The sequence below is a fragment of the Mucilaginibacter ginsenosidivorans genome, assembly GCF_007971025.1.
GTDB lineage: Bacteria > Bacteroidota > Bacteroidia > Sphingobacteriales > Sphingobacteriaceae > Mucilaginibacter > Mucilaginibacter ginsenosidivorans.
In genome coordinates, this window is the sequence record NZ_CP042436.1 from 5,175,232 (window position 1) to 5,199,898 (window position 24,667).

Sequence of the window (24,667 nt, forward strand, 5' to 3'; positions counted from 1 at the left end):
AACAAAGAGCTATGACATTGGTAGCTTAAAGAACATCCGGGTAAGCCGCCCGATATTTAACTTTTGCTCAATAAAATTACATATTGGGTATTTTCCGTAGCCGGTTCGCGTAGTTCTACGCTTCATCCGGAATTTATTAGTTCCTTAATTTACAGTGCCTTTGACGACGTTATCTGGATGACTAACCAACTTAATTGTATTACCTATGCAACAACAGGACATTATCAACCTAATCCAGGAACTAAGCAGTTCCCTTGGTCAGCCAGATGCAGGCACCGGCACAACGGCGCTTCAATCCCAGCTTGCACCTATCCTCTTAAACGACTTGCAGGCAAACGCGATAAAGCCGGTAAAATCGGCTACACCCGCAACACCGGTAATGCCGGCGCGCAACAAAATAAGTCTCGGCGGCTTGTTCCCGGTCTCGAGCCAGTTACTTACCGACAGTCCCGGCGTTTTTAAAACCATAGGGAAAAAGGCCGGCACAACGATCACAACCATTACCGTAGGCGACAAAAGCGGTTCGGGCATACTGAACCAATTGCCGGTCATCCCTGTCAAGGTGGCCCCTGTTAAAACGACGATCCCACCGGTTAAGACAACGGCACCGCCCGTTAGCATACCCATACGCAATATCAACGAAACAATATCCATTTTCCTGGATACCGATACAGCTCATCCGGCAGTTATCGTCCCGATTACCATCAGCATCATAAAGATCGACCTGCCCGGCACGCCCACTAAATATACCGTAACGGCAGGTAGCATCTGGATACTTTCGAAACTGATAGCCGCTACAGCGCCCGTGGGTACCTACACCGGGCTAATCATAAGTGGCGGCAGTATAACGTTTAACCAGCACCTGGATATAAATAGTAACAAAGCTGTTGTGATGCCCGCCGGTGCCGTTTGCACCGTGGCGCTAAATCTGAAACAGCCTGTTAACAACACGGCATCTCCCGACAACATCGGCATTGATGCCATGAATGCCCAGGTAGTACTGCCGGCAACTTTCAGCTTTACACTAACTGAGGCAGGGATAAAGATAAACGGCTTTGCCGATGCCTCCTGGAAGCTTTATGGAAGCGCCAACACCTTTCAGTACGACCCCGCGGCCGCCCCGGTTTATAATCCGGCTTTAAACGGAATTTATATAGGCTGTAATGTTACTGCGCCAACCTTTGCGGTAAGTAAATGCGATTCGACGTTTTTTACGGTGCAGGGCTCCGCTCCTATCCTCAAAGGCTACTGGGACCTGCCCGTTGCCACAATAGATATAACGCAGGCCAATACAGCCTTAGGCACGGGAGCATTGGCCGCTTTATGCCTGTCGGGTATGCAGGTAAGCTGGACCGGCCTGAAAGGCGGCCCGGTTAAACTTGCAGCGCCGCTGTTATCTGCAACGGTGGGTATCATAGGCGTCACCGATCTTTTTGCCGGGAACCGCTACGGGAAACAGCATTACGACCTTTGGAGCAATGAAACGACCGGGCGGCTATCTACCGCCGACATAGGCTATTCAAAGCAATTCGGGCTTTACTTTTTAAGTATACAGGCCGGCGAGGAATTGCTAAGCACTAATGTATCCTTTATTGCCAATATCGACCGGCCTGTTCGGGTAGATGACAGCCCGGTTAGTGTAAAGGGCAGCAATGCACTCTTATACCAGGCGGTGATACCGGGTAAGAAAATAGCATTGCTGTATGATAGCCAGCTTTTGCTGCAAAATTATCCACCGCCGCCTAACACAACTTTGACAAGCGTTCCGCAACAGGCCATGGCACTTACCAATGGCTTGCTGACTACCACGCCGGTTTCAGGGGTGATCTTGTTCGGCGAATTATCGAACGCGACAACTTTTGCACAAGCCAGGCTGATACTTTCCTTTGGTTTGTTTAACCTGACCCCGGCGTTGCCGGATCCTTATGCGGCGAGCCGCCTGTATTGGGGTAGCCAAAGAGGTGTTACCGGCATTACCGCCACCGGCGCTGCAAACGGGCAGGTACAAAAAACGTTGCCGCTATCGCAGGTGCAAAGCTTGTTAACCGGCCTGGTAAGCTGGCCTCAGCCCGGGGCCCCGGCTAAGGCGCCCCAGGCTGCAAAGGTTTCCTTTGCTATTACGCCTTTAGCCAATACGACGGTTGCAGCGGCGGGCATTGTAAAACCTCAAAAAGTGCAGACCCGGGCCGTTGCCCAACCCGACCCCGGTCAGCGATGGGACCAGGCCACGGCACAATTTGGCACCCCTAATTTTTGCATGCTCGATGTATCGACAAATGCCGACCTGATGGGTGTGTCTTTTTCGACGACGAACATCCAGGCGAAAAGCGATGGTCAATCCTCCACTATACAGCCGGTAGATAACTCGGCCGAAGCGGACATGCTCCAGATATTGGGAATGGATCTGGCCACACCCGGAAAATTTGTCAGGGCATTTATGGTTCCCGAGATAACCTGGGAGCCGGTGGTAAACCTTACCCCGCCGGCAGTAAAATCAGGAGCGCAGGATCCACCGCTTGGCTGGCTTTTATTTGGAGATGATGGTGGCCCGACACAGCTATTTAACAACAGCCCAAAAGTTGTTCCGATAGCCCCGGTTCCGGTTAGTAAATTTATTGTCGACAGTTATACCCATACCCCGCCGGGTAACCCGCTTATTACAGCCTCGCTGTTCACCCTGCCGTTCGGTATGCGCTCCATGGCGATAATGAACAGCGGCACACCCCAGCCGGTCAATATTAAACCGCCTACATTAAGTATAGAGCCGCAGGACTTTGATATTACGCCCAAAAATGTTCCGAATGCCCCTCAAAAGATAGTAAGCGGCGGCTTGCAAATAGCGGCACGCGGACAGCAGGATACTACACAGCCAAATGTCAGCCCTTCCTTTTCAGGCTTTACAGTTCAGTTGAGAAATGTGCTGAACGCGAGCGGCACCGCTGCAAATGCAGGCGTGCTTGGGCCCGATGTAGACTATATATTTAATCAGCAGTTTCAACCGCCGCTTATCCATAAAGTCGGTGTGCCAGTTGAGCGGATCGACTTTTCGGGCTATGGCGCCAGCATGTTCAGCAATTGGCTCGATCCGAATGCCAGTATAGCGGCTACGAGTCAGGCAAAATTCGATGTTATCGTCGGCCGGACATCACTCGAGATCATACAGGTAAAGAGCCTGGTGTATCCCTGGGGTATCCGCGTGGTACGCACAGTCACAATTTATCGCAGCGGAAGCGCCATAATTTACAGGGTGGATAGTGGCTGGAGAGCCGACACCGACGGCACCTATGACTTCTCCTATTTCGATGAATCGGGTACCCACATTGCCAGTCCCTACACTTTCCATCCCGGTATAGTTAAGGGTGTATTCAACGTAAAAAATATCGTTGAAAATGACCTGCCGCAGTTTAGCCGCACCTGGTTCAGGACCCCTCCCGGAAACTATATCAACGACGATGGCATCAGCGTACCGATACCGGCAGCGGGTATATCAAAAGACATATTATTGCAGCCTATATACTTTGACGCTGATGTGCAGATAGACAATGTGGTGCAAGGCGCCGCCAATGGCAAGGTGCCCTCGAAGCAAATGCTGGGCTACGTACAGCTTGGCCCCCGCGGTGAGCCGATCTCGCCGGTGTTCTTTAACCAGCTCCTGCAAACGCAGGCCGGTTCGCTGGGCGGCCCGGTAGATTGTATCATCGATATCGGCAAATCGGGTCAGCAAATGCGTTTAAACAGGGTGGATGTTGCCGGCGCGCCCGACCCTGCCTCGCCCGATCCGGTTTTTACAGGTACCGCACGCGGTACGGTTATCCTGCCGAAAGATGGTTCGTGGAGCATCGTACAACATGATCTTGGAAGCGGGGCCGTTTCACCAGTGGATAACAATGCCCCTGTACCACTAATACGCAGGGGCAAATTGCTGGCAAACGGCACTTCGAATTACCCCGCCGAACAGTTACGCCTGGCCAACCCTGCCGACCTCCTGCGTCCGCCTGCACCAACAACTATAAATTATGGCTTGTTACAAAATACCGGCACCCAGAAAGTGCTGTTCCAGCTTCCGTCATATAAGGACGGAGTAAAACAACTCCAGTCGCTGGGCAATGATTTCCCGCTGGCCAAATTCGCCGATGCTTTTCACCTCATCAATTCGACAGGCATATTCCCCAATCCGCTCGACATTCCGGACATGGATATGTCGAAATTCGGGATCAATATCCTCGACAAAGGCTACCAGCTTTTGAATAAGCTGAGCCCGGGCAACATCCTTAAACAAGTATTACCCTCGCCCTGGTATTTTGTCAATACCAAGGATGTCAAACTTTACATAACCTATAACGCCGGTTCAGACAAAAACCTTAATTATGATCTGAATTCACTTGCCGAAAGCTGGGTATCGAGCGCAAAAAGTATAACGCTCAATGTCGACCTGGGACCGTTTACCAAAATGGTTTATATAGATGGTAATTTCGATTCCGAAAACGGTTCGGACTCAGCCTTTAACCTCCCGCAGTTGCAGTTCGGCCCCGACCTGAAACCGATAGTAGATATTCTGCAAGTGCTCGAAAGCTTGTCGACCGGCGATTACGCAGCGGTAGCTAAAAAGGCGCTTGAAGTAGCTATGAGCAACGGCGGTGATAACTTTGAATACAAATTCCACGCCGACAAGGAAATAGCCACCCTTCATTTCCCTCCTGCCGAACTGGACGGTCCAACCACGCCGTTAAGACTTACGGCCGGGTTAAAAGTTGGGGCCTATTTTAATGAGGCGCTTTCCATCACCTCCGACCCAAGCAATCTTATCCCGTCTGCCGGTGCTTATTTCGAGTTCGATGGCGGTATGCAGGTAATGTGTGTATCCCTGGCAGCAGCCACGGTTTATGCAGTAGGGCAGGTGGTTGTTAGGCTTAGCGCTGACGTGAAAACCGGGCCGGCGCTGTACATGAAGTTTGGCTTTGGGGTCGAACTGATGGTCGGCCTGCCTGTTGTCGGCGATGTATCGGTGACCTATATGGTAGGTATCGAAATGAACCTGACATCTACCGAGATCAAGATCACGGCCTTCCTCCTGTTCAAAGGGGAGGCAAGCCTGATTGGTGGTTTGGTAGATATCACCATTACGATAGAAGCCTCGGGCACCATCGACCGTACAGCCGATAAAACAGATATGACAGCGCAGGTAACCTTCGCTATCGACATCAGCATATTCCTTGTAATAGATATCAGTTTCTCTAAATCATGGTCAGAGTCAAGGCAAATAGCCTGATCTCCAACAAATAAACTTAACAGTTATGGCAGCAAAACTCACCATATTGACTTTCCCTCAAAAGCTATTGGGAAATACGCTTAGTATCAATGCTTTGATCATTCCGAGGAACATCGACCCGACACAGCCCCTCGTACCGGGCACATCACCTTTCCAGTCGGCTAACCTGAAACTACAGGCAAAAGTTATTTCGGACCTTTCCATTTTTCCGACCGACCTTTTGCCTTCCACACCTTTTCCGTTAGCCGGTATAGGCATACCTGCCGGGGCGCCTTCGGTGTTTTCGACACTTGCCGCAAAGTTCAATGTTTCGGTAGTTGGCGACGCGGCCCCACCGGCCAATTCCAATCACTTCATCCAAAAATATTTACCGCTTAGCTATCGCAACTCATTTAATTTTACCAATCCAAGGGTAAAAGAAGCAGTCATCGACGACAGCTACGCTTGTGCCGTCAGGAGTACGGTGGTAAATCCCGCTTTTGTCAATTCCGACCCCACTGCCGTAAGCTGGGGACAGGTTTTCGCATACTTACTGCGCCAGCCTGATTTGGCGCGATCTGTAGGGTTTATACAATCGTCCACCATAACCATTGACGTCAATACGTTTCCGAACGGTGGCTGGCTGTGGATAGACCTTGACAGCGGAAGCGACTACTTTGCAGAGAGCCAGGCCGATAAGAGCCTGGTGAAAAAATATGCAGCACGCATCCCTGCTTTAGTACCCAATAAGAACCGTAATGTATTCGCGGCCGTGCAGTTCCCGGTACTTTTCAAACAAAATTCAATGGACCCCGACCCGGTGCCGGCCGGTAATTTCGACCCGATATTTATCGAGGCAAGTGAATACGACACCGGCTTTTCAAAGATCGTACACACTTATCAGCCGGTAAACAACAACTTTGTTAAAGAAGAAGAGGACCCTGAATCGCTGCCTACCAAAGACCTTGGCATTCGTATCGGCTGGGACGATGAACAGTTACTGATATGGCAGAACCGCCAGATGGCCGAGGACCCCGGTAAACCCGGCACGGGCCTGCGTGTCGATTCGCCGCTGGGTGTGGCCAAGTACCGGGTAGACGTGAGACAATCCGTTCCCTCCGGGCAAACGGCCAATCCATGGACATCACTGGCTATGGTGAAGTCGAAAACGAATATTACCCTTGGCCCCGTACAGATAACACCAAATGGCAAGCAATTTGAGTTGGGTACCGAAGTTTACCCTTCGCAAATAGATGGCAACACAAGCGCCAATTTCTGGTTGCCGTCCTATTTTACGCAATGGATAGGCAAATCGCTGGTATTGTCAGACGCCGATGCAGCCGTAATGCATAAAACCGACCAGGCCGGAGCTGTACAGCAAACGTTGTATGACCCTGTCGGCGAGGGTAGTCCAGGCTTGTTTTATGGAAATATATATGATTTCAGGGTGCGCATGACCGACTTTACCGGCGGCGGCCCCGTTACTACCCATAAGCCTGATCCGGACAACCAGGGGCCTGCGCCTATATCAACCATCCATTTTAAACGGTATGTAGTGCCGCAACAGTTGAACTGGCCCGATAAACCCATTAACGGCGATCTGTTCACCGGCACTTCTGTTAACGTCACCCGCCCAAGATTGGGGTATCCGGCGGTGGTATTCACTAAAAAATACCCGAACGCTATTGCGCTGCTAAAAGCAGATGCAGACGCCGCGGCCGGGAACCCGACCAGCGGAAAACTGGGCAGGGATTTTGGGCTGGCCGATCCTGATGTAACGCAGGTAGAAATTCTGGTGGAAGTAAAGTCGTTACTAATGGACAACCAGTTGTCGGCTAACGGGCGGGAGGCCTACATCCCATTATATACCACGCACCGGTCGTTCCCGGCCGACTTTAACGCGGCTTTGAACATGCCGATAAAATATGTCGATGCACCGGTCCTCGCGCTTGGCGACCCTACCAACCTGGAAGCTTTGGGCCTGGCCGCCGGGCAGATAGATGCTATCCCGCAGATCGTTTTGCCAACCTCGAGGGACATCCGCATAACTATGCGCCCAGTTTGCCCGCCCGACCCTAATTATTTTGGCTCGGTGCTGACCAACCGCGGCTTACCCGTTTCGTTCATGGTTAGAAAGGAATCTGCTATTGAAAAAGACCTTTTCTCGGGCACAGGCGCCGAAAATCAGTTACAGGGTATTTATCTGCAGCCCGATCCCGATCCGCTGCCATTGAACAGGGATACGCGCTTTAAAGTTTTGCTGGGCGACCGCAATGCCACTAATCCGCCTGATCTTGTACAACGATTGGCCGGTCAGCTTGGTGTGAATAATAAAGGATTTACCCTGGTTGGCAAACCCGGCAAACAGGTGCAATTCGGCTGTTCGCGCGCCATACGGCATTCGCTGTCGCCGGATAGCTCAAACATCACCATCTCAACCAAAAGTGACCTGCTTAATCATTGGATCGTGGCAGTAAAACTGGTACTTAAGCGCGACTGGACCTGGGATGCCGTAAAAACTGATTGTTTCCTGGTACAGCGGATTATGAAATATAAAGCTGATGGGGCCATTGTAGCAGCCGACCCTGTCGAAAATGTGGGTTATATCAGGCTGGGTAATACAGCAAACATCAATTCATTGCTTAATCCCGACCGCTCGGAAATGGACCTGGTTTACCTGGATGCAGTGGAACCGAAACCATTGCCCGGAAAATTCCCTGATATTATTGAACTTGAATATATCATTACGCCGCAGTTTATTGCGGCGCCCACAGCCGATAAACCATTGACGCTTAACCTGGAACTACCGGTAACCACCAACCCCTCGCAAATTCCGGTACTGGCGTCGGCAGGTATTGCCTTATCCAAATACATCGCCAATGACGATTATTCGGCCACCGAGGCTCGTGAAAAACACCTATGGTTCGAATTTAAGGAGCCTCCGGCCGATCCGAATGACAGCTTCTTTATACGTTTGCTCAATTACGCACCCGATCCTTTGCTGGCGCAGCTAACGGCTAATATGGTAGAAAATACCCAGGAACCGGCATTACCTATCGACCCGGAACTGATACGCGTGATAAGTTCGGGTAACAATACGGACGATGAGGCAGGGCTCGACGCCATGCAGGAAATGATTCCGGCGGAAGGCTCCGATAAGCATTTTCTTATCCCTCTTCCCCCCGGGCTTCACAATGCCTCGCCCGAATTGTTTGGTCTGTTCACGTACGAGATACGAGCCGGGCATAAAAAGATATGGAGCACCGCACAGGGGAGGTATGGGCGGCCATTGCGGATAACGGGTGTGCAGCATCCCGCGCCAACCTTGTTTTGCAGCGTAAACCGCGACGAATTAGCCATCAGCGTAAGCGCTCCTCACGCCGTAGCCGTACTAAATGGGGTTAACGTAACGGCCAGGCCTCCGCGTACCGATATCTGGGCGCTGCTGTATGCGCAGGTTACCCAGGCCGACGGCCAATCCAACCGCAATATTCTTTTAGGCGAAAAGCTGCTGGTTACTCCCCAGCCACCGATAGGATTGGTTCCTATTACATTCAAAATCAACCGCGACGCCGTGGTCTATTCGGAAGCCGCCTGGACAAACAACGAAGTATCGCAGATACTGGCCCTGATGGGGCTTCCGGTATCCTCGTCTCTCAGCGTAATTTGTGTAGAAATGATGCCGAACCCGAACACCTATTTAGATATGGTATCTAACACCAAGGAATCCTATGCTGTTTACGAGTCGAGCCCGATAAGCGTAATTGCGAAACCGCTGGAAGCACGCGAAACCGTCGCGACGGCAAATGCGGTAGCAAACAATGTTAGCCCGCTGGGTAATGGCTTAGGCAAATTCCGCATATTGCGTACATCGCCGTTAACACCGGTGCCATTTGTTTGCTGTACATAACGGGCTTTAAATATACAACCCGTTTAACGCTGAATACCCTGCAATAACTTACCAGTTGCAGGGTATTCAGTTGTTTTGATTCATATCGACTGGTGCCTAAAAAACCGGATCATTATGCGTGGCTGCGATACACCCCCTAATAAAATTTGGGAAAAGCGCGTTGTTCGCCTTATCTTTAAACTGCATTGACATTTTGCAGAAATGATCAAAATGACAGATTTCCGATTTATTCCGGTCACACCTCATCCATCGTTGGGTCCGTACATAGCCAAAATGTGTATTTTCGAAAGCGGCGGCCGTCTTCCTGTGTCCGAAAGAAAGCTGATTGTCCCCAATGCAAATTTTAAATTAACCCTTACTTACCGCAATGGTATCGAGGCTCGTGTAGGCGACAGGTCATTTGTTCAAAGTGAAAATAAGCTTAGCTTAACTGGCCTGATCGATTTACCCGTTCTGCTCGACCCGCAAATGGACGTGCCCACCGGCACAATTATCATCGAGTTTAACCCGCTCGGGGCCTATCGTTTCTTTCGCTTATCGTATGATGAGCTGAAAAATCAAATTGTCGACCTGGAACACCTGGCAGGCAACTGCGCCGGCGAACTTCAGTCGCAGCTTGCCGAAACAACTTCTGTGATGGAAAAATTACAGCTGCTGCAGAATTTCCTGATCAGACTGCTGGATAAGACCGAAGCCGATCCGATCTATGACTACTGCATTAAACGGATATCGGACTCCAAGGGCATGGTTAGTGTAGCGCAGCTCGAAAAGGAAACGGGCTATAGTTCGCGTTGGATTCATACCAAATTTTCGGAACACCTCGGCACCGGACCTAAAAACCTTGCGGAGATAACGCGGTTTAAGCAATTTTACCAGGCATTCTCGGCCGGCGCTGGCCACCAAGCCTTAAAAGAACAGATTTACCACCATTATCACGACCAGTCTCATTTCATCAGAGCATTCAGGCGTTTCACCGGCACCACGCCTACCGATCTGCAAAACAGCACGAACGAGCTCAGCACCCGCAACTTTACTGCCTGACTTCCGATTTGTACAATACCCGGGCTTACCGTCGCCCTAATTTTGGTTAAAAAAACAATAAGATGGAAAAGCAAAATTTCACGATCAGTATTTCTGCGGGGATCAGCGCAGAAGAAGCGATCAAAAAGATCAGCAATGTGCCTGCGTGGTGGGGCATAACCTTTAGCGGAAATTCTGAAAAACAAAATGATCAGTTTGTAGTAAAAATGGGGGGCGACTCGTTCTTCGACTTTACCGTAACGGAGTTGATTCCAGGCAAAAGAGTAGTATGGTCAATTACAGATTGTAACATGCCCTGGTATTCCGATAAAAAGGAATGGGCCAATACAAGGTTGATATTCGACCTTAAGGAAACCGGCGGTGCAACGGCGTTGACCTTTACCCATGATGGGCTAACACCCGATGTTGAATGTTACAATGATTGCGCGCCCGGCTGGACCCACTGGATCAAAACAAGTTTATTTTCCTATTTCACCACCGGACAAGGCGTTTTCAGGCCAGCCACCAAATAGATCATTTCTTTTACCTGTAAAATTAAAACATCATGGAAAAGGTAATTTTTGGGAACCATTCGTCGGTCATAGTTCCGCGAAAGGACCGCGAAAGCATTCGCCGGTTTTATTGTGACGTCCTTGGCGGAAAGATCACGAAGGCAGAAGATGACAGGGACTTTGTGCGCCTGGGCGACAATTTCTATATCGCATTTCTTTATGGCGATGTATCGGATGTGAACGATTTCTTACGAACCGCACGGTCGATCTGGCTCGAGATCAAATCGGATAATGTAGCGGAAACGGCGAAAAAAATTCTTGATTTCGGCGTATTAAAGCTTGACATACCCGATCCTCACCTGTACTTTCAGGCTCCCGGGGGGCAGGTTTTACGGCTCACGGGCATCGGCGAGGACATGTCTTTCTACGAGGGGAACGGAGCAGGCCCCGACGTTGCAAAGGTAAAACAGGCAGTGGGCAAGAAATATTAACATAGTCGCGGCGTATAACTCGAAAGTCCCCAGGGCGATAATGGAAAAACCTATTGGCATAGGCAGGCAGTACTTTCGTACGCCTGCCTGCCTTAAACTTGAAAAAGTAAAGCTAACTGCTGTGTCTTTCTTTAAGTGGTGGAAAATTGTTCAGCAAAAAGCCAGGTTATGGTTTTAAGCACTCCTGGGCATTCCGCTATTGAAATTGCAAAAACCCTTCAAAATTACTGAAAGGCCATTAAGCTACTCCTGAGACTGGGCACCACCAGCGATCCCCTGATTAACAGAAGAATTTACGGTGTCTTTTCCATTATCGACAAGAAGGCAACCGGCTTATTTAAAGTGCGAATTTAAAATAATGTTAAAAATGATTAGTAGCGCCCTCGGTGCTCCTTAAATAAGATGAAATTAACTTTACGATAACAATCCGGGCTATATATGATGCAAATATTTAGGTAAGATTAAACATTCATGAAGTTTGATTTTCGGTGCTAAATCAAGTAAACTGATTTTATAAGTTTGAATTATTGATTTTCCCCTTCGTATGAGAAAGAAGATTTTGTTTATCACCGGCTCGCTGAATCAAACTTCTCAAATGCACCAGATAGCCAGCCTGTTACCAGATTACGACTGTTGGTTTAGCCAGATCTTCAGCGATGCGGCCACAGCCAAATTTTTTGAAAAACATACCAGCGTAATCGAGAGTACAGTAATGGCCCGGAGACACCGGGAAAGTACCGAAAAATATTTGCGAGCATTCGGTTGTCAAATAGACTATAAAGCCGTCAAAAATGAATATAGCCTGGTAGTTTTTTGCAGTGACATGGTGGTGCCTGCAAATTTGCGGCAAACCAAAAAGATATGGGTTCAGGAAGGCATGATCGACAAAATGACCATTGCAAGCCACATTGTCAAATTTTTTGGATTGCCTATTTGGATGGCAGGAAATACTTCTTTGAATGGCTCAACCAATTTATGCGACATATACTGTGCTGCTTCGGAAGGTTATAAAACTGCGCTGTCAGAAAGGGGCGCTGATGAAAATAGGATTATCGTAACCGGGATACCCAATTATGACAATTTAGAACTTTTTGCAGACAATGACTTCCCGCATCGCGACTACGTAATGGTGGCCACGACGGACCTGCGGGAAACTTTCCGGTTTGAGAACCGCCCGGCCTTTATCAGGAAAGCTGTAAAGATGGCTAACGGCAAGCGGCTTTTATTTAAGCTGCACCCTAACGAAAACTTTGCACGTGCCGAAGCTGAGATCAGGAGATATGCTCCCTCCGACGCGCTTATCTATCATCATGGTAATACCAATGAGATGATCGCTAATTGCTGTGAGCTGATCACGCAGTACTCCACCGTGGTTTATACCGGCATAGCACTAAGAAAAAAAGTACATTCCTGGTTCGACACCGAAAGCCTATACCGGCAGATGCCTATACAAAACCAGGGCACTTCTGCGGAGAACATTGCAGGGATTTGCCGGAGTTATATTGAGTTTGAAGGAAAAGGAGATAAGTTTCTAAAAAACTTCATCTACCGGCCGGTAGATCCTCGGCCAGTGGTTGAAGAATTGATTGCAAGCTAAACGGAGGTCTATGTCTCAGAAAATATTGATCGTAGTGCAGGCACGCATGTCATCAGGCAGGTTGCCCGGCAAAGTGATGTTGCCGTTGCTGGGTAAGAGCCTGCTGGCGCGAATGATCGAACGCCTGCAGATGAGCAAATACCAGCCGGAAATCATGATCGCTACCTCCGTTAATCCGGACGATGATATTCTTGAAAAAGAAGCTAAACATATTGGTGTGGCGTGTTTCAGGGGTAGCTTAAATAATTTACTGGAAAGGCATTATCTGGCGGCGATTAGGTACGGAGCAGATATCGTTTTGAAGATTCCCTCAGATTGCCCATTGATCGATCCGCGGATAGTCGACCATGTGCTTGATTTCTTTTTTAAAAACGAAGGCAAGTATGATTATATAAGTAATCTGCACCCGGCTACGTGGCCAGATGGGAACGATGTGGAGGTCATGACGATGTATTGCCTTGAACAAACCTGCCGGTTAGCCACCCGAGCACTTGAGCTGGAACATACAACACCTTATATATGGGAAAATCCCGATCAGTTTCGCATCGGAAATGTGGTTTGGGCCACAGGGAAGGACTATTCCATGTCGCATCGTTTTACAATAGATTACCAGGAAGATTACGAATTTATTAAACGGGTATACGAACAGCTATATTTTAAAAAAGGCTGTTTTTCTTGTGAGGACATTATCGACTTGTTGATACAAAAGCCTGATATACAACAGATCAACGCTGAATATGCTGGCGTAAACTGGTATCGGCATCATCTCGACGAACTCAGCACTATATCAGCCAGACAAACAAAGATCATTCATGCACAATAAACACTACAGTAATCAGCAATTGGAAAGTATCGCTCTGAATGTAAGAGAGCATATTATCAAAATGTCAACAGGCGGCGGCTGCTTTACCGGAGCGTCTCTATCTGCCGTTGATCTGATCGTTTACTTGTATGCCGAATTTTTGAATTTACATAATGATAATTTGATAGATCCTGACCGGGATTACCTGTTCCTTTCCAAGGGGCATGATGTACCTGCCCTGTATGGGACTTTCGCGGAGCTGGGGTTGATGGAAAAGGAAAGGTTAGCTAATCATTTGTCCATAAATGATCATTTATACTGGCATCCGAATACAAATATTCCCGGGATAGAATTTCACTCAGGCTCGCTGGGCCATTTGCCATCGGTAGCGATCGGCGTGGCGATGGATATTAAAATCAGAGCCGGGAAAAACAAAGTGATTTGCATCCTGGGCGATGGCGAATTGAATGAAGGTTCATGCTGGGAGGCAGTACTTGTGGCAAATGCCTATAAACTCGATAACCTGGTTTTCGTGATCGATCGTAATAACTTTCAGGCTAATATGCCTACAGAAGAACTGATACCGTTGGAACCTTTGCAAGATAAATTCATAGCCTTCGGCAGCGCGGTTACCCGTATTGACGGGCATAATTATAATGCATTGCGGGCGGCATTTGAAAACTATCCGTTTAAAAAAGATAAACTGAACGTGGTAATTGCCGATACCGTCAGGGGGAAAGGATTGCCAAGTATCGAAAGACGGGCCGATCGTTGGTTCTGCAATTTTTCGGCGGATGAAGTACAGCAGCTTTTACAGGAATTGCACGGCGAACATTCAACTCAATTAACATCAGAAACTTTAGTGGTCAGATAAATATGTCATACGAGGAATTACTTACAGAAATGGGTGTTGCGGATGAACGGTTTATCGCGATGACAGCAGAAAACCGGGCATTAATACGCAAACTACCGCAGGTATTGGGCAATCGTTTTATAGACACCGGGATAACTGAACAGACGATGATAGGCGCAGCCGCGGGTTTGGCATTGCGCGGCCGAATACCTGTTGTTCACGCTTTGGCTTCTTTTTTATCGATGCGTGCGTTTGAGTTTATACGTACCGATGCAGGCATACCCGCATTGCCTTTAAAGCTAAGTGCATTTATACCCGGTTTACTATCTGACGCCAACGGGCCGACACACCAGGCTATTGAGGACATTTCTATTATGCGGGGTATCCCCAATATGACAGTTTTTGCACCTGCCGATGAAGATGACATGGTAAAAATGCTGCCTCAAATATGGGCATCCCCCCAGCCTGCCTATACACGTATCAATACCCGGCAAACCAGCTATGTTCATGAACCATTTGAATTAGGAAAAGCCGAGGTGATATCAAAAGGCACTGATGTCATGATTCTTACTTATGGGCTCCTTTTTGAACAAGCCATGATCGCGTTGGATATGTTGAAAGACGAGGGCTTATCTGTGGGCCTTGTCAATATGCGCAGTTTGAAACCGGTTGATGAACAAGCCATTCTCGAAGCTGCAAATAGTAGGTTATTAGTTACTCTTGAAGATCATTTCCTGACCGGCGGTTTATATACCATAGTTGCCGAAGTATTATTAAAGCATCAAAAGACTGCAAATGTCCTGCCCTTTGCTCTAAATGAAAAATGGTTTAAACCTGCACTATTGCCTGCAGTAATGCAACATGAGGGTTTCAACGGTAAGAAAATAGCAGAAAAGATACTTGGTTATCAGACCGAACATATTCAACCCGAAATTTTAAAACCCCAGTTTGCTGAATAAAACACCAACTATATGCCTAACAAAATAGGATTTAACGAGAATTACCCGGATATCACCCAGTCTGATAAACTTTATCAACGCGCCCTTAAAGTGCAAAAGCCGGTTACCCAAACCCTGGCAAAGGGGCCGGGGCAATTTACAAAAGGCGCCGCTCCAAAATACCTGGCAATGGGCAAAGGCTCACATGTTTGGGATGTGGATGGTAACGAGTATATCGATTTTAATGCGGCTATTGGACCCTTATCGTTAGGATATGCCTACCCGGCTGTTGATCAGGCCATAAAAGATCAATTGGAGGACGGCATCACCTTTTCCTTAATGCATCCGCTCGAAGTAGAAGTTGCCGAACTGATACAGGAGATCATTCCCAATGCCGAAGCGGTAAAAATTGCCAAAACGGGCGCTGATGTATGTTCGGCTGCTATACGGGTAGCCAGGGCATTTACCGGGCGCGATAAAGTGTATTGTTGCGGTTACCACGGCTGGCACGATTGGTACATCGGTATTACCAGCCGCAATGCAGGTATACCGGGAGCTATACAAGATCTCACTTATACATTTGAATATAACGATATAGAATCGATAAAAGCTGCGCTTGATGAGACCATAGCTGCTTTAATATTAGAGCCTTTTATTTTTGAAACCCCTGCACCCGGGTTTCTCCGGGAGCTTGCGGCTGTGTGCAAAGAAAACGGCACCTTATTGATATTCGATGAAATGTGGACAGGCTTTCGCATTGCCATAGGTGGCGCTCAGGAATATTTCAACGTAAACGCCGACCTGGCCGTATTTTCAAAAGCTTGCGCCAATGGTATGCCCATCGCTTTATTGACTGGCAGGGCCGATGTGATGGAGCTTTTCAACTCACAGGTGTTTAGTTATACTACATTCGGAGGCGAAGCGTTGTCATTAGCCGCTTGTAAAGCCACCATTAATGAGCTGGTTGACAAAAATGTGCCGCGGTACTTAGATGAAAAAGGGGCATTGTTAAAAGACGGCTACAACCAGTTAGCCATTGAAATGGGTATGGATAAGTATACCCGTTGCATTGGTTATAACTGCCGTACCATGATAACCTTTACCCCTGAAGCAGGTAATGGTCTGGAAGTAAAAACACTGATGCAGCAGGAAATGATTAAGCGCGGGATATTATGGGCCGGCTTTCATAACATGTGCTATAGCCATACAAATGAGGATATCCAATATACCCTTTCTGCTTACCGTGATGTAATGCCAATTATGAAAGAGGCCATTGAAAGCGGTGACATCAAAAAATATTTAAGAGGAGAAGTACTGGAAGCGGTATTCCGTAAGGTAAGCAATTATAATATTAAGCCAAAAAATACGGCAGTAAGCTAAAAATGGAATTGTTTTCATTGCATCAAAAAACGGCCATAGTTACTGGTGCACTCGGGTTGATCGGTAAAAAGCATTGCGAAGCTCTCGCAACGGCTGGCGCTGATGTAGTAGTTGCAGACATTGACGGCGAACGTGCCCAAAAGTTTGCAAAGCAATTGGGCAGTAATCACCTGGGTATTGGTCTTGACGTAACCAGCAAAGCATCGATAACCCAGGCCCTGGACGAAACCCTTAATAAATACGACACCATTGATGTGCTGGTAAACAACGCGGCTATCAATGATATGTTCGAAAATCCGGCGTTGGCAAAAGAGCAGTCGGCCTTTGAGAACTATCCGCTTGAAGCGTTCCAAAAATCGTTAGATGTGAATGTGACCGGCGTCTTTTTGTGCTCGCAGGTATTCGGATCAAAAATGGCAGAGCAAGGTGGGGGTAGTATTATTAATATCGCTTCAACTTACGGCATGGTTGGCCCGGATCAATCTATTTATCGTGATGAATGTAGGACGCAGACTTTTTATAAATCGGCAGCATACCCGGTTACTAAGGGGGCTGTTATAAATTTCACCCGGTTTTTAGCAGCTTATTGGGGCAATAAAGGAGTGAGGGTGAATACACTTTCACCAGGTGGGGTAGAGAACGGGCAAAACGAGTTTTTTATACACAATTATTCAGCAAAAACATTACTGGGCCGTATGGCCAAATCATCTGACTATCAGGGCGCGCTTATTTTCCTGGCCAGTGAAGCATCTGCTTATATGACAGGTGCCAACCTGGTGGTAGACGGAGGATGGACAGCAATTTAAACCAATAAAATCATGAAAGATATTTTAAAAGCAAAAGCATCACGTATCAAACTATTGATCACCGACTGTGACGGCGTATTGACCGACGGCGGTGTTTATTATGGCGAAGATGGCGAAACCTTAAAAAAATTTAACATTCGTGATGGCATGGGGGTAGAACGCCTGCGCAAACTGACCGCGATCGAAACCGCTATTATTACCGGTGAAAAATCGCCGTCACTGATACAACGGGCACAAAAACTTCAGATCACGGAATTACACTTGCTTGCAAAAGATAAACCGGCTGTCCTAAAAGAAATATTATCACGCCTGCAACTGGCAGCTGAAGAAGTGGCCTACATAGGTGACGATTACAACGACCTGGATATAATGAAACTGGTTAGGTTTACAGCAAGTCCGGCAGATGCATTACCTGCTATAAAGTCACAGGTAGACTATGTATGCGAAAACAAGGGCGGAGAGGGTTGTTTCAGAGAATTTGCTGAGTTGATCATCGATCTGAAAAGTCCTTTTGCTTTGCCCGGTCAAAGAAACGAGGTGATAACGTTGAACAACGGAAGAAAAATTGGTAAAGGAGAGCAATGCTATATCATAGCCGAGATAGGTATCAATCATAACGGCGATCTGGAAACAGCTAAAAGGCTCATTGATGAGGCTGTTGCAGCTAAGGCTGATGCTGTTAAATTCCAGAAACGCACCCCGGAAATATGCGTTCCGAAAGATCAATGGGAAGTGATGCGGGATACACCATGGGGTCGAATGACCTACATCGATTATAAACGCAAAACGGAATTTGGCATTGCCGAATATGCAACAATAGATCAATACTGTAAAAAAGTGGGCATCGATTGGTTTGTATCGGCCTGGGATGTGCCATCTGTTGATTTTATGGAACGGTTTGATACCATAATGTACAAGCTGGCCTCCGCTTCGCTTACTGATTTTGCATTGATCGAACGGATATTGGAAACAGGCCGGCCATTAATGCTTTCAACCGGAATGTCGACCATGAAAGAGATTGAAAATGCATTGGCATTTATCGAAGTTTTTAGTCCTGGTTACCCCCTGTTTGTAGCACATTCAACTTCATCATACCCTTGCAAACCGGAAGAGCTCAATTTAAAAATGATTCAAACGCTCGAAAATAAATTTCCGGGTATCCCTATCGGCTATTCAGGTCACGAAACAGGCCTGGCTACAACCGTAGGTGCTGTTGCAATGGGGGCAACTTTTGTTGAAAGACACTTTACGCTTGACCGCGCGATGTGGGGATCAGATCACGCCGCGTCGGTTGAGCCCCAGGGCTTCCAGCGCCTGGTACGTGATATAAGAGATGTAGAAACTGCTGCAGGTGATGGCATAAAAAAGGTTTATGAATCTGAACTGGCCCCAATGAAAAGATTGAGGGTAAATATTAGCGACGAGTATAAGGAAAAGCCTTTAATGAGTTAAATGCCACTGGAAAAAGTAGTTACTGTAACCACACTTATACTCGCCGTTTGGGTGGTCTTTATTATTGCATGGGAACGAATTTCGCCTTATCGCAAGGGATTGCCTTTTTTTCGCGAAGGTTTTTGGGTGGATTTGGTATGGTATACCATTATTCAAAGCTATGTGCTTAAGATCGTGATTTTTGATTACATCATAATGCCGCTGCAAAGAAGCTTTGACTGGTCGGACATCCAGTTTGTGAAACATTGGCCTGTTGTCGTACAGGTGTTATTTTTCCTGGTTACGCATGATCTGTATATTTATCTTTTCCACCGTTTCCAGCATTCCAACAAACTGTTCTGGCGCATTCATGAGGCACACCATTCGGGAAAAGAAGTTGACTTTTTAGCCGGTTCGCGTTCACATGTGCTCGAAATTATCATTAATCAAACTATAGAGTTTGCACCGATCATTATTTTAGGAGCCGATCCGGTAGTGGTTCCTATAAAGGCGATGCTCGATGCGATGTTCGGCATGTTCATCCATGCCAATATTAAGATTAAGCTGGGTAAATTTAAATACCTCCTCAATTCTCCCGAATTGCACTTATGGCATCATGCCAATTACAGGGAAGTTTTCCATGCTAATTTTTCAACCAAGTTCGCTTGTTGGGATTACCTATTTGGTACCGTTTATGATCCGGGCTATTCTCCGGGCAATGAAGCTGAAAATTGGGGATTATACTATGACTATCCCAAAGACTACTTTTTACAGCATGCATTCTCGGTCAAACGATTTCCCGAGCAAGTATTATTTAAATATAAGTGGTTTAGGTGGTATTATAATTTAAGGCCCCGGATGGTGCGGTTCGTCAAAGAGGTATGGAAAGTCGTATTAAAGCCTAAACAGTCAGCTCGTCACCGGCCAAAAATGCCTGGGTTGTATGTGTTCGAAGAAGAAGGCTAGCGTCTGACGCAATCACTGTAGCCCCGGCAATACGGGGAATCCATGGTACCTAAACCTATCTGTCCGGCACCAATTATCAAAACAAACTCGCCTGACTTTACACGTGCACGTTTTATTACGTGCGCACCAATAGCCAATGGTTCAGCCGGTGCCAGCTCATCAACCTCAAACCCCTCTCCATAAATCAGCGTTTGCAGAGGCACCGTCAGGCATTCGGCCATACCACCATTAACATGCACACCACACCCTTAATATTCACGCAAAAGTTCAGACCTCCACTGCGGCAGGGAATGCAATTGCCACAATTAAAATAAGGCATCAATGACACTACTTGTTCTCCTGATGTAAAACCGGGTGTGTTGTCAAAAGCCCCTAAATCACCGGCTAACTCATGTCCAAATACACGGGGATATTCAAATAGGGTAGCATGCCTTCGAAAGCGTGTGAATCAGTTCCACGGGATACCACCATTGGCACCAACGTGCTTTATCACCCCAAACAAGCTGTTATTGAAAAAATAAAACCCCGCAGATCTTGCGGGGCTTTTGCTCCTGAGGCTGGGCTCGAACCAGCGACCCTCTGATTAACAGTCAGATGCTCTAACCGGCTGAGCTACTCAGGAATCATTTTCCGGTTTGGAGTGTGCAAAAGTATGATTTACGGGGTAATTTCACAATATTTGCAACAAAAAAAATAAAAAACATTATTAATGAGTCTATTAGTTATTGGTACTGTGGCATTTGACGCCATCGAAACACCCTTCGGGAAGACAGATAAAATTGTTGGTGGCGCGGCTACCTACGCCAGTTTGGCTGCAGCATACTTTTGTGATAAGGTAAAAATAGTAGCTGTGGTAGGCGATGATTTTCCGAAAAGTGAGATCGAAGACCTTAATAACCATTACATTGACACCGAAGGGCTGCAAATTAAGGAGGGCGAAAAATCGTTTTTTTGGGCCGGCAAGTACCATAATGATATGAATAGCCGCGATACGCTGGTGACCGACCTGAATGTGCTGGCGGATTTTGATCCCATCATCCCCGACTCGTACCAGGACTGCGAATTCCTGATGCTGGGTAACCTTACCCCACAGGTGCAGCAAACAGTCATTAACCGCTTGCATAAACGGCCAAAACTGATCGTAATGGACACCATGAACTTTTGGATGAACATTGCGCTGGACGATTTGCTTGCCACGCTGAAAATGATTGACGTGCTAACCATAAACGATGAAGAAGCACGCCAGCTTTCAGGTGAATACTCATTGGTAAAGGCGGCGCAAAAAATATTGACCATGGGACCAAAATACCTTATCATTAAAAAGGGCGAGCATGGCGCATTACTTTTTGGCGAGGGTAAAATATTCTCGGCCCCTGCACTGCCGCTCGAGGAAGTTTTTGACCCAACGGGGGCAGGCGACACATTTGCGGGCGGTTTCATCGGCTACATGGCCAAAGTTGGAACAGTGAATTTCAACAATATGAAGAATGCCATCATCTACGGATCGGCCCTGGCGTCGTTCTGCGTTGAAAAATTCGGGACCGAAAAATTGAGGAACCTTAAACCCGAAGAAATTGCGGAGCGTGTCCAGCAGTTTGTGAGCTTGTCAAAATTTGAAATTTTATGAGGTCTGAAATCTGAAGGAAGATGTCAGATAATTCTGACTTCCGACCTCTGAATTCGTTTCAAAGCAACTTTCCTATTGGTTCAAAATGAACAAATACCCATTCATCGTGCGGCGCATCGGGCAATTCGTGTGTCAGGTCCTGTCCGGCCCAATGTTCGTAATGTTTGCCATTTTGCCACAGCCGGCTGCGGCTCACATCGTATATCAGTCCTTTATAGGCTATCCATACTTCCGGCTTATCCTGCCCGTTGCGAAGGGCCAGCTGCGACCGGGTGTAAACAGGCAGTTCGCTCATTATCTTTTTTGGTGACTAAAGTAAGCAACTTTATCCCGTTCACATTATTACCAAAAAGAAAACCCGCCGAAGCGGGTTTCAATATAGATATATGTAGAGTCAACTTGTTTTATTAATCTTCGGCATAAACCGGTTTTTTGATACCGTTGTCGTAAGCCTTCAGATTCTTCTTTAAAAGCTTGCGTGCTACGTGGATGCGGGTTTTTACCGTGCCGATTGGGATTTCCAGGTGGTCGGCTATTTCGTGGTACTTATGCCCATCGAAATACATGGTAAAAGGTACATAGTAATCTTCGGGCAACCTGTCCAGTGCTTTCCTGATATCATCCATCACAAATTTGGATTCGCCTGCATTTTTGGTAGAGCTGAATACCAGGTTTGCTGACGATATCTCGTCGGACTTGGTAACGAAAGTGCTCATTTTAACAAAACGGCGGTAATTGTTGATGAACGTATTTTTCATGATGGTGTATAACCATCCTTTAAGATTTGTGCCTTCTTTAAACTTATTATAATAAGTTATGGCTTTCAACATTGTATCCTGTACGAGATCGTTTGCGTCGTCTGCGTCGCGGGTGAAGTGAAGTGCGTAAGACCTCAATGATGTTGCCTGACGAAGGACCATGGTGTTAAACTCGATTGCTGTCATTCTGTTAAGTTTTTGTACAGGGATTAATACAAACCTGATACCGTTATCTGCACACCACCCAAAATAGCATTGTAACAAAAGCCATACAGTGACTTATACGCAACCCAATACCTGGAGCTCTGACAGCTTAGACTAAACAACTGATAAACAGTAAATTATTGCAATAAATTGACAATTAATCTCCGCATCATATCCGCCGAAAACTGGCTTTAAAAAGGAGTGAAAAAGATTAAAATTATCCTAAAAAGATAAAAATTTAACCGATGATGTTTACCTCGCGTTCCAGAAAAACGCCAAATTTACTGTACACACTGTCTATGATTTGCGACGAAAGACTGTACACTTCTTCGCCCGTTGCCCCTCCGTGGTTCACCAAAACCAGCGCCTGGTTCTTCCATGTTCCGGTGTTTCCAACCACTTTTCCCTTCCATCCGCACTGTTCAATAAGCCAGCCAGCTGCTAATTTTACGCCGTTGGCGGCAGGATAATGTACAACTTCCGGAAATTTTGCATGTACTTCGGCGAATTGCTCGGTACCGATAACAGGATTTTTGAAGAAACTCCCGGCATTGCCGATAGTTGAAGGGTCGGGCAATTTAGACACACGGATATGGGATACCACGCGCGATACATCTTTTATAGTGGGATGTGCAATATTCCGGTTGGCCAGTTCCTGCCCGATAGCGCCATACGCAAGATTAAGATTCGGAACAAGGGACAAATGGAACTTGACCGATACAATAATGTATTGTTCTTTCAGCGCACCTTTAAATACACTATCGCGGTAGCCGAAGCCACAATCCTCTTTATTAAATGCTTTGAATTGGCTTGTTGCTACCTCAAAAGCGCGGCAGCTTTTAAAAACATCTTTCAGTTCGACGCCGTAAGCGCCGATATTCTGTATAGGCGATGCCCCGACCGAACCGGGAATCAGGCTCAGGTTCTCGATACCGGCATAGCCCCTGTCTACACAATAGTTTACCAGGTCGTTCCAAACCTCGCCGGCGCCGGCTTCTACAAAAACATCATTTTGCGCCAGGCGATGTTCGATACCGCGGATATTGATACGGATCACTAAGCCATCAAAATCCTTTTTCAGTAGCATGTTGCTGCCGCCGCCCATTACCAGCCGGTTTACCTGGAGCCATTGCGGGTCCATAAACAGCTCCACCAGGTCGTCTTCGTGCGCTATCTCGACAAAATACTTGGCCGAAACATCGATACCGAAAGTGTTAAAATTTTTAAGGGAGACGTCTTCCTGAATTTGCAGCATGTCGCGAATTTCGGAATTTTAAGCTTGACTTGTATCTAACTGCATTTCTTTATAAAATACCACCTATTGATGCTCAAATCTAAAAAGGATATATAATCCTGTAATTATCGCGATGAGCATAAATTATTGTAGTTTTTGACTTTAGAGTGAGTTGCTCTCCCGATATATTTCCTTCATATCTTCCTGCAAAAATATTTTTCAAAGTATGTGTTGAGATAACAATACTCTCATTATCGATAGATTCCCATGTTCCGAAAATAGAATTACTATTTATCCCTGGCAGAGTTATAATATGATTAACACTATTATCCAAAGCCATTTTCTCCAGACAATCAGCCTCACCATTTATATTTGTCATACTAATGTAGATTCCAGTTCCAGTTATTACCGTTTTTGGGCCGATCGGCTTTCCCATGTAATCAATTCTATCAACACACCAGGAATTTTGGATAAGCAGGTCCGATAAAGATGGTCTAAGAATAAAATAAAGCGCAGTTGTAAGTAAAGTTATAAACAGAAGTACTACAATCACTATTCCACGTACTACATTTATTTTTTTCAGGAAAGATATAGAGGCTTTTTTCTTTTCTATAATCGTTAACAGGTTCGGCTTAATAGGTTCATCCCTGATGTAACCGAGCTCGGTTAAAATTTCAACTGCTTTGGCTACATCCTGTCGCTGAACTTGAAGTTTAACACCCCCCACTGCGTTTGAATACAAATTATAAGCCTGAACCGTTAACTCATCTTTTATAAAACACTCAATCCCCTCAGATTCGAGTTTGCCGCGAATTATCCAAAGCTGTTGAGGGTATTGTACTGTTAAGACTGTGACAAAGGTATCCATGACAGGCATAAATATAACGCTT

20 protein-coding genes, 1 tRNA gene and 1 pseudogene are annotated in these 24,667 nt (G+C 46.7%); 15 read left to right on the top strand and 7 right to left on the bottom strand.

Annotation, left to right across the window (positions count from 1 at the left end; all coding sequences use genetic code 11):
* The first annotated feature begins 205 nt into the window (after window positions 1-205).
* The 14 genes from FRZ54_RS23585 to FRZ54_RS23645 all read left to right on the top strand — a co-directional run bounded on the left by FRZ54_RS23585 (window position 206) and on the right by FRZ54_RS23645 (window position 19,954).
* Window positions 206-5,269, top strand: coding sequence for a hypothetical protein (locus FRZ54_RS23585; protein WP_147034248.1), 5,064 nt, complete (start codon window positions 206-208; stop codon window positions 5,267-5,269).
* A gap of 25 nt (window positions 5,270-5,294) precedes the next feature.
* Entirely contained in the window at window positions 5,295-9,158 is a 3,864-nt protein-coding gene (locus FRZ54_RS23590; RefSeq protein ID WP_147034249.1) for a hypothetical protein, read from the top strand.
* Window positions 9,159-9,368: 210 nt separating this feature from the next.
* Window positions 9,369-10,199: a helix-turn-helix domain-containing protein gene (locus tag FRZ54_RS23595; RefSeq protein ID WP_187359704.1), complete on the top strand. Its 831-nt coding sequence runs from the start codon at window positions 9,369-9,371 to the stop codon at window positions 10,197-10,199.
* A gap of 62 nt (window positions 10,200-10,261) precedes the next feature.
* Entirely contained in the window at window positions 10,262-10,711 is a 450-nt protein-coding gene (locus tag FRZ54_RS23600; protein ID WP_147034251.1) for an SRPBCC family protein, read from the top strand.
* Between the two features lie 32 nt (window positions 10,712-10,743).
* On the top strand, window positions 10,744-11,181 hold the full coding sequence (locus FRZ54_RS23605; protein ID WP_147034252.1) for a VOC family protein: 438 nt from the start codon (window positions 10,744-10,746) through the stop codon (window positions 11,179-11,181).
* A gap of 40 nt (window positions 11,182-11,221) precedes the next feature.
* Entirely contained in the window at window positions 11,222-11,359 is a 138-nt protein-coding gene (locus FRZ54_RS24575) for a hypothetical protein (RefSeq protein WP_187359705.1), read from the top strand.
* A gap of 366 nt (window positions 11,360-11,725) precedes the next feature.
* A complete protein-coding gene (locus FRZ54_RS23610; RefSeq protein ID WP_147034253.1) occupies window positions 11,726-12,778 on the top strand; it encodes a hypothetical protein in 1,053 nt (350 codons plus the stop codon).
* Between the two features lie 10 nt (window positions 12,779-12,788).
* Window positions 12,789-13,601 carry a cytidylyltransferase domain-containing protein gene (locus FRZ54_RS23615; RefSeq protein WP_147034254.1) on the top strand — a complete coding sequence of 271 codons (813 nt, stop codon included), beginning with the start codon at window positions 12,789-12,791 and terminating at the stop codon, window positions 13,599-13,601.
* On the top strand, window positions 13,591-14,454 hold the full coding sequence (locus tag FRZ54_RS23620) for a transketolase (RefSeq protein ID WP_147034255.1): 864 nt from the start codon (window positions 13,591-13,593) through the stop codon (window positions 14,452-14,454). The genes FRZ54_RS23615 and FRZ54_RS23620 overlap by 11 nt, the downstream gene beginning before the upstream one ends.
* A gap of 2 nt (window positions 14,455-14,456) precedes the next feature.
* The gene (locus FRZ54_RS23625) at window positions 14,457-15,392 is read left to right on the top strand and encodes a transketolase family protein (RefSeq protein ID WP_147034256.1); all 936 of its coding nucleotides are present in this window, start codon (window positions 14,457-14,459) and stop codon (window positions 15,390-15,392) included.
* Between the two features lie 12 nt (window positions 15,393-15,404).
* A complete protein-coding gene (locus FRZ54_RS23630; RefSeq protein WP_147034257.1) occupies window positions 15,405-16,751 on the top strand; it encodes an aminotransferase class III-fold pyridoxal phosphate-dependent enzyme in 1,347 nt (448 codons plus the stop codon).
* Between the two features lie 2 nt (window positions 16,752-16,753).
* A complete protein-coding gene (locus FRZ54_RS23635) occupies window positions 16,754-17,557 on the top strand; it encodes an SDR family oxidoreductase (RefSeq protein ID WP_147034258.1) in 804 nt (267 codons plus the stop codon).
* A gap of 12 nt (window positions 17,558-17,569) precedes the next feature.
* Window positions 17,570-19,009, top strand: coding sequence for an N-acetylneuraminate synthase family protein (locus FRZ54_RS23640; protein WP_147034259.1), 1,440 nt, complete (start codon window positions 17,570-17,572; stop codon window positions 19,007-19,009).
* The gene (locus FRZ54_RS23645) at window positions 19,010-19,954 is read left to right on the top strand and encodes a sterol desaturase family protein (protein ID WP_147034260.1); all 945 of its coding nucleotides are present in this window, start codon (window positions 19,010-19,012) and stop codon (window positions 19,952-19,954) included.
* On the opposite strand, the gene FRZ54_RS24810 is transcribed toward FRZ54_RS23645, so the two are convergent.
* The 3 genes and pseudogenes from FRZ54_RS24810 to FRZ54_RS23655 all read right to left on the bottom strand — a co-directional run bounded on the left by FRZ54_RS24810 (window position 19,951) and on the right by FRZ54_RS23655 (window position 20,576).
* Window positions 19,951-20,175 (bottom strand): hypothetical protein, encoded by a 225-nt coding sequence (locus FRZ54_RS24810; RefSeq protein ID WP_228462584.1) that lies wholly within the window; start codon window positions 20,173-20,175, stop codon window positions 19,951-19,953. The two genes, FRZ54_RS23645 and FRZ54_RS24810, sit on opposite strands and share 4 nt — an antisense overlap.
* A pseudogene (locus FRZ54_RS24815) lies at window positions 20,160-20,318 on the bottom strand (hypothetical protein); the annotation flags it as partial. The gene FRZ54_RS24810 and the pseudogene FRZ54_RS24815, both read right to left, overlap by 16 nt.
* Window positions 20,319-20,502: 184 nt before the next feature.
* Window positions 20,503-20,576, bottom strand: a tRNA-Asn gene (locus FRZ54_RS23655).
* An 87-nt stretch (window positions 20,577-20,663) separates the two neighbouring features.
* On the opposite strand from FRZ54_RS23655, the gene FRZ54_RS23660 reads away from it, so the two are divergent.
* A complete protein-coding gene (locus FRZ54_RS23660) occupies window positions 20,664-21,581 on the top strand; it encodes a PfkB family carbohydrate kinase (RefSeq protein ID WP_147034261.1) in 918 nt (305 codons plus the stop codon).
* Between the two features lie 58 nt (window positions 21,582-21,639).
* On the opposite strand, the gene FRZ54_RS23665 is transcribed toward FRZ54_RS23660, so the two are convergent.
* The 4 genes from FRZ54_RS23665 to FRZ54_RS23680 all read right to left on the bottom strand — a co-directional run bounded on the left by FRZ54_RS23665 (window position 21,640) and on the right by FRZ54_RS23680 (window position 24,645).
* Window positions 21,640-21,876, bottom strand: coding sequence for a cytochrome b5 domain-containing protein (locus tag FRZ54_RS23665; RefSeq protein WP_147034262.1), 237 nt, complete (start codon window positions 21,874-21,876; stop codon window positions 21,640-21,642).
* A gap of 112 nt (window positions 21,877-21,988) precedes the next feature.
* Window positions 21,989-22,525, bottom strand: coding sequence for an RNA polymerase sigma factor (locus tag FRZ54_RS23670; protein ID WP_147034263.1), 537 nt, complete (start codon window positions 22,523-22,525; stop codon window positions 21,989-21,991).
* A gap of 256 nt (window positions 22,526-22,781) precedes the next feature.
* Window positions 22,782-23,798: a UDP-N-acetylmuramate dehydrogenase gene (murB, locus tag FRZ54_RS23675; protein ID WP_147034264.1), complete on the bottom strand. Its 1,017-nt coding sequence runs from the start codon at window positions 23,796-23,798 to the stop codon at window positions 22,782-22,784.
* Between the two features lie 79 nt (window positions 23,799-23,877).
* Window positions 23,878-24,645 carry a putative signal transducing protein gene (locus FRZ54_RS23680; RefSeq protein WP_187359706.1) on the bottom strand — a complete coding sequence of 256 codons (768 nt, stop codon included), beginning with the start codon at window positions 24,643-24,645 and terminating at the stop codon, window positions 23,878-23,880.
* Window positions 24,646-24,667 lie beyond the last annotated feature (22 nt).

Excerpts from the sequence above, each read along its gene's own strand:
- FRZ54_RS23585 (WP_147034248.1), top strand. The coding sequence starts at position 206 with ATGCAACAACAGGACATTATCAACCTAATCCAGGAACTAAGCAGTTCC.
- FRZ54_RS23590 (WP_147034249.1), top strand. The coding sequence starts at position 5,295 with ATGGCAGCAAAACTCACCATATTGACTTTCCCTCAAAAGCTATTGGGA.
- FRZ54_RS23595 (WP_187359704.1), top strand. The coding sequence starts at position 9,369 with ATGACAGATTTCCGATTTATTCCGGTCACACCTCATCCATCGTTGGGT.
- FRZ54_RS23600 (WP_147034251.1), top strand. The coding sequence starts at position 10,262 with ATGGAAAAGCAAAATTTCACGATCAGTATTTCTGCGGGGATCAGCGCA.
- FRZ54_RS23605 (WP_147034252.1), top strand. The coding sequence starts at position 10,744 with ATGGAAAAGGTAATTTTTGGGAACCATTCGTCGGTCATAGTTCCGCGA.
- FRZ54_RS24575 (WP_187359705.1), top strand. The coding sequence starts at position 11,222 with ATGGAAAAACCTATTGGCATAGGCAGGCAGTACTTTCGTACGCCTGCC.
- FRZ54_RS23610 (WP_147034253.1), top strand. The coding sequence starts at position 11,726 with ATGAGAAAGAAGATTTTGTTTATCACCGGCTCGCTGAATCAAACTTCT.
- FRZ54_RS23615 (WP_147034254.1), top strand. The coding sequence starts at position 12,789 with ATGTCTCAGAAAATATTGATCGTAGTGCAGGCACGCATGTCATCAGGC.
- FRZ54_RS23620 (WP_147034255.1), top strand. The coding sequence starts at position 13,591 with ATGCACAATAAACACTACAGTAATCAGCAATTGGAAAGTATCGCTCTG.
- FRZ54_RS23625 (WP_147034256.1), top strand. The coding sequence starts at position 14,457 with ATGTCATACGAGGAATTACTTACAGAAATGGGTGTTGCGGATGAACGG.
- FRZ54_RS23630 (WP_147034257.1), top strand. The coding sequence starts at position 15,405 with ATGCCTAACAAAATAGGATTTAACGAGAATTACCCGGATATCACCCAG.
- FRZ54_RS23635 (WP_147034258.1), top strand. The coding sequence starts at position 16,754 with ATGGAATTGTTTTCATTGCATCAAAAAACGGCCATAGTTACTGGTGCA.
- FRZ54_RS23640 (WP_147034259.1), top strand. The coding sequence starts at position 17,570 with ATGAAAGATATTTTAAAAGCAAAAGCATCACGTATCAAACTATTGATC.
- FRZ54_RS23645 (WP_147034260.1), top strand. The coding sequence starts at position 19,010 with ATGCCACTGGAAAAAGTAGTTACTGTAACCACACTTATACTCGCCGTT.
- FRZ54_RS24810 (WP_228462584.1), bottom strand. The coding sequence starts at position 20,175 with ATGGCCGAATGCCTGACGGTGCCTCTGCAAACGCTGATTTATGGAGAG.
- FRZ54_RS23660 (WP_147034261.1), top strand. The coding sequence starts at position 20,664 with ATGAGTCTATTAGTTATTGGTACTGTGGCATTTGACGCCATCGAAACA.
- FRZ54_RS23665 (WP_147034262.1), bottom strand. The coding sequence starts at position 21,876 with ATGAGCGAACTGCCTGTTTACACCCGGTCGCAGCTGGCCCTTCGCAAC.
- FRZ54_RS23670 (WP_147034263.1), bottom strand. The coding sequence starts at position 22,525 with ATGACAGCAATCGAGTTTAACACCATGGTCCTTCGTCAGGCAACATCA.
- murB (WP_147034264.1), bottom strand. The coding sequence starts at position 23,798 with ATGCTGCAAATTCAGGAAGACGTCTCCCTTAAAAATTTTAACACTTTC.
- FRZ54_RS23680 (WP_187359706.1), bottom strand. The coding sequence starts at position 24,645 with ATGGATACCTTTGTCACAGTCTTAACAGTACAATACCCTCAACAGCTT.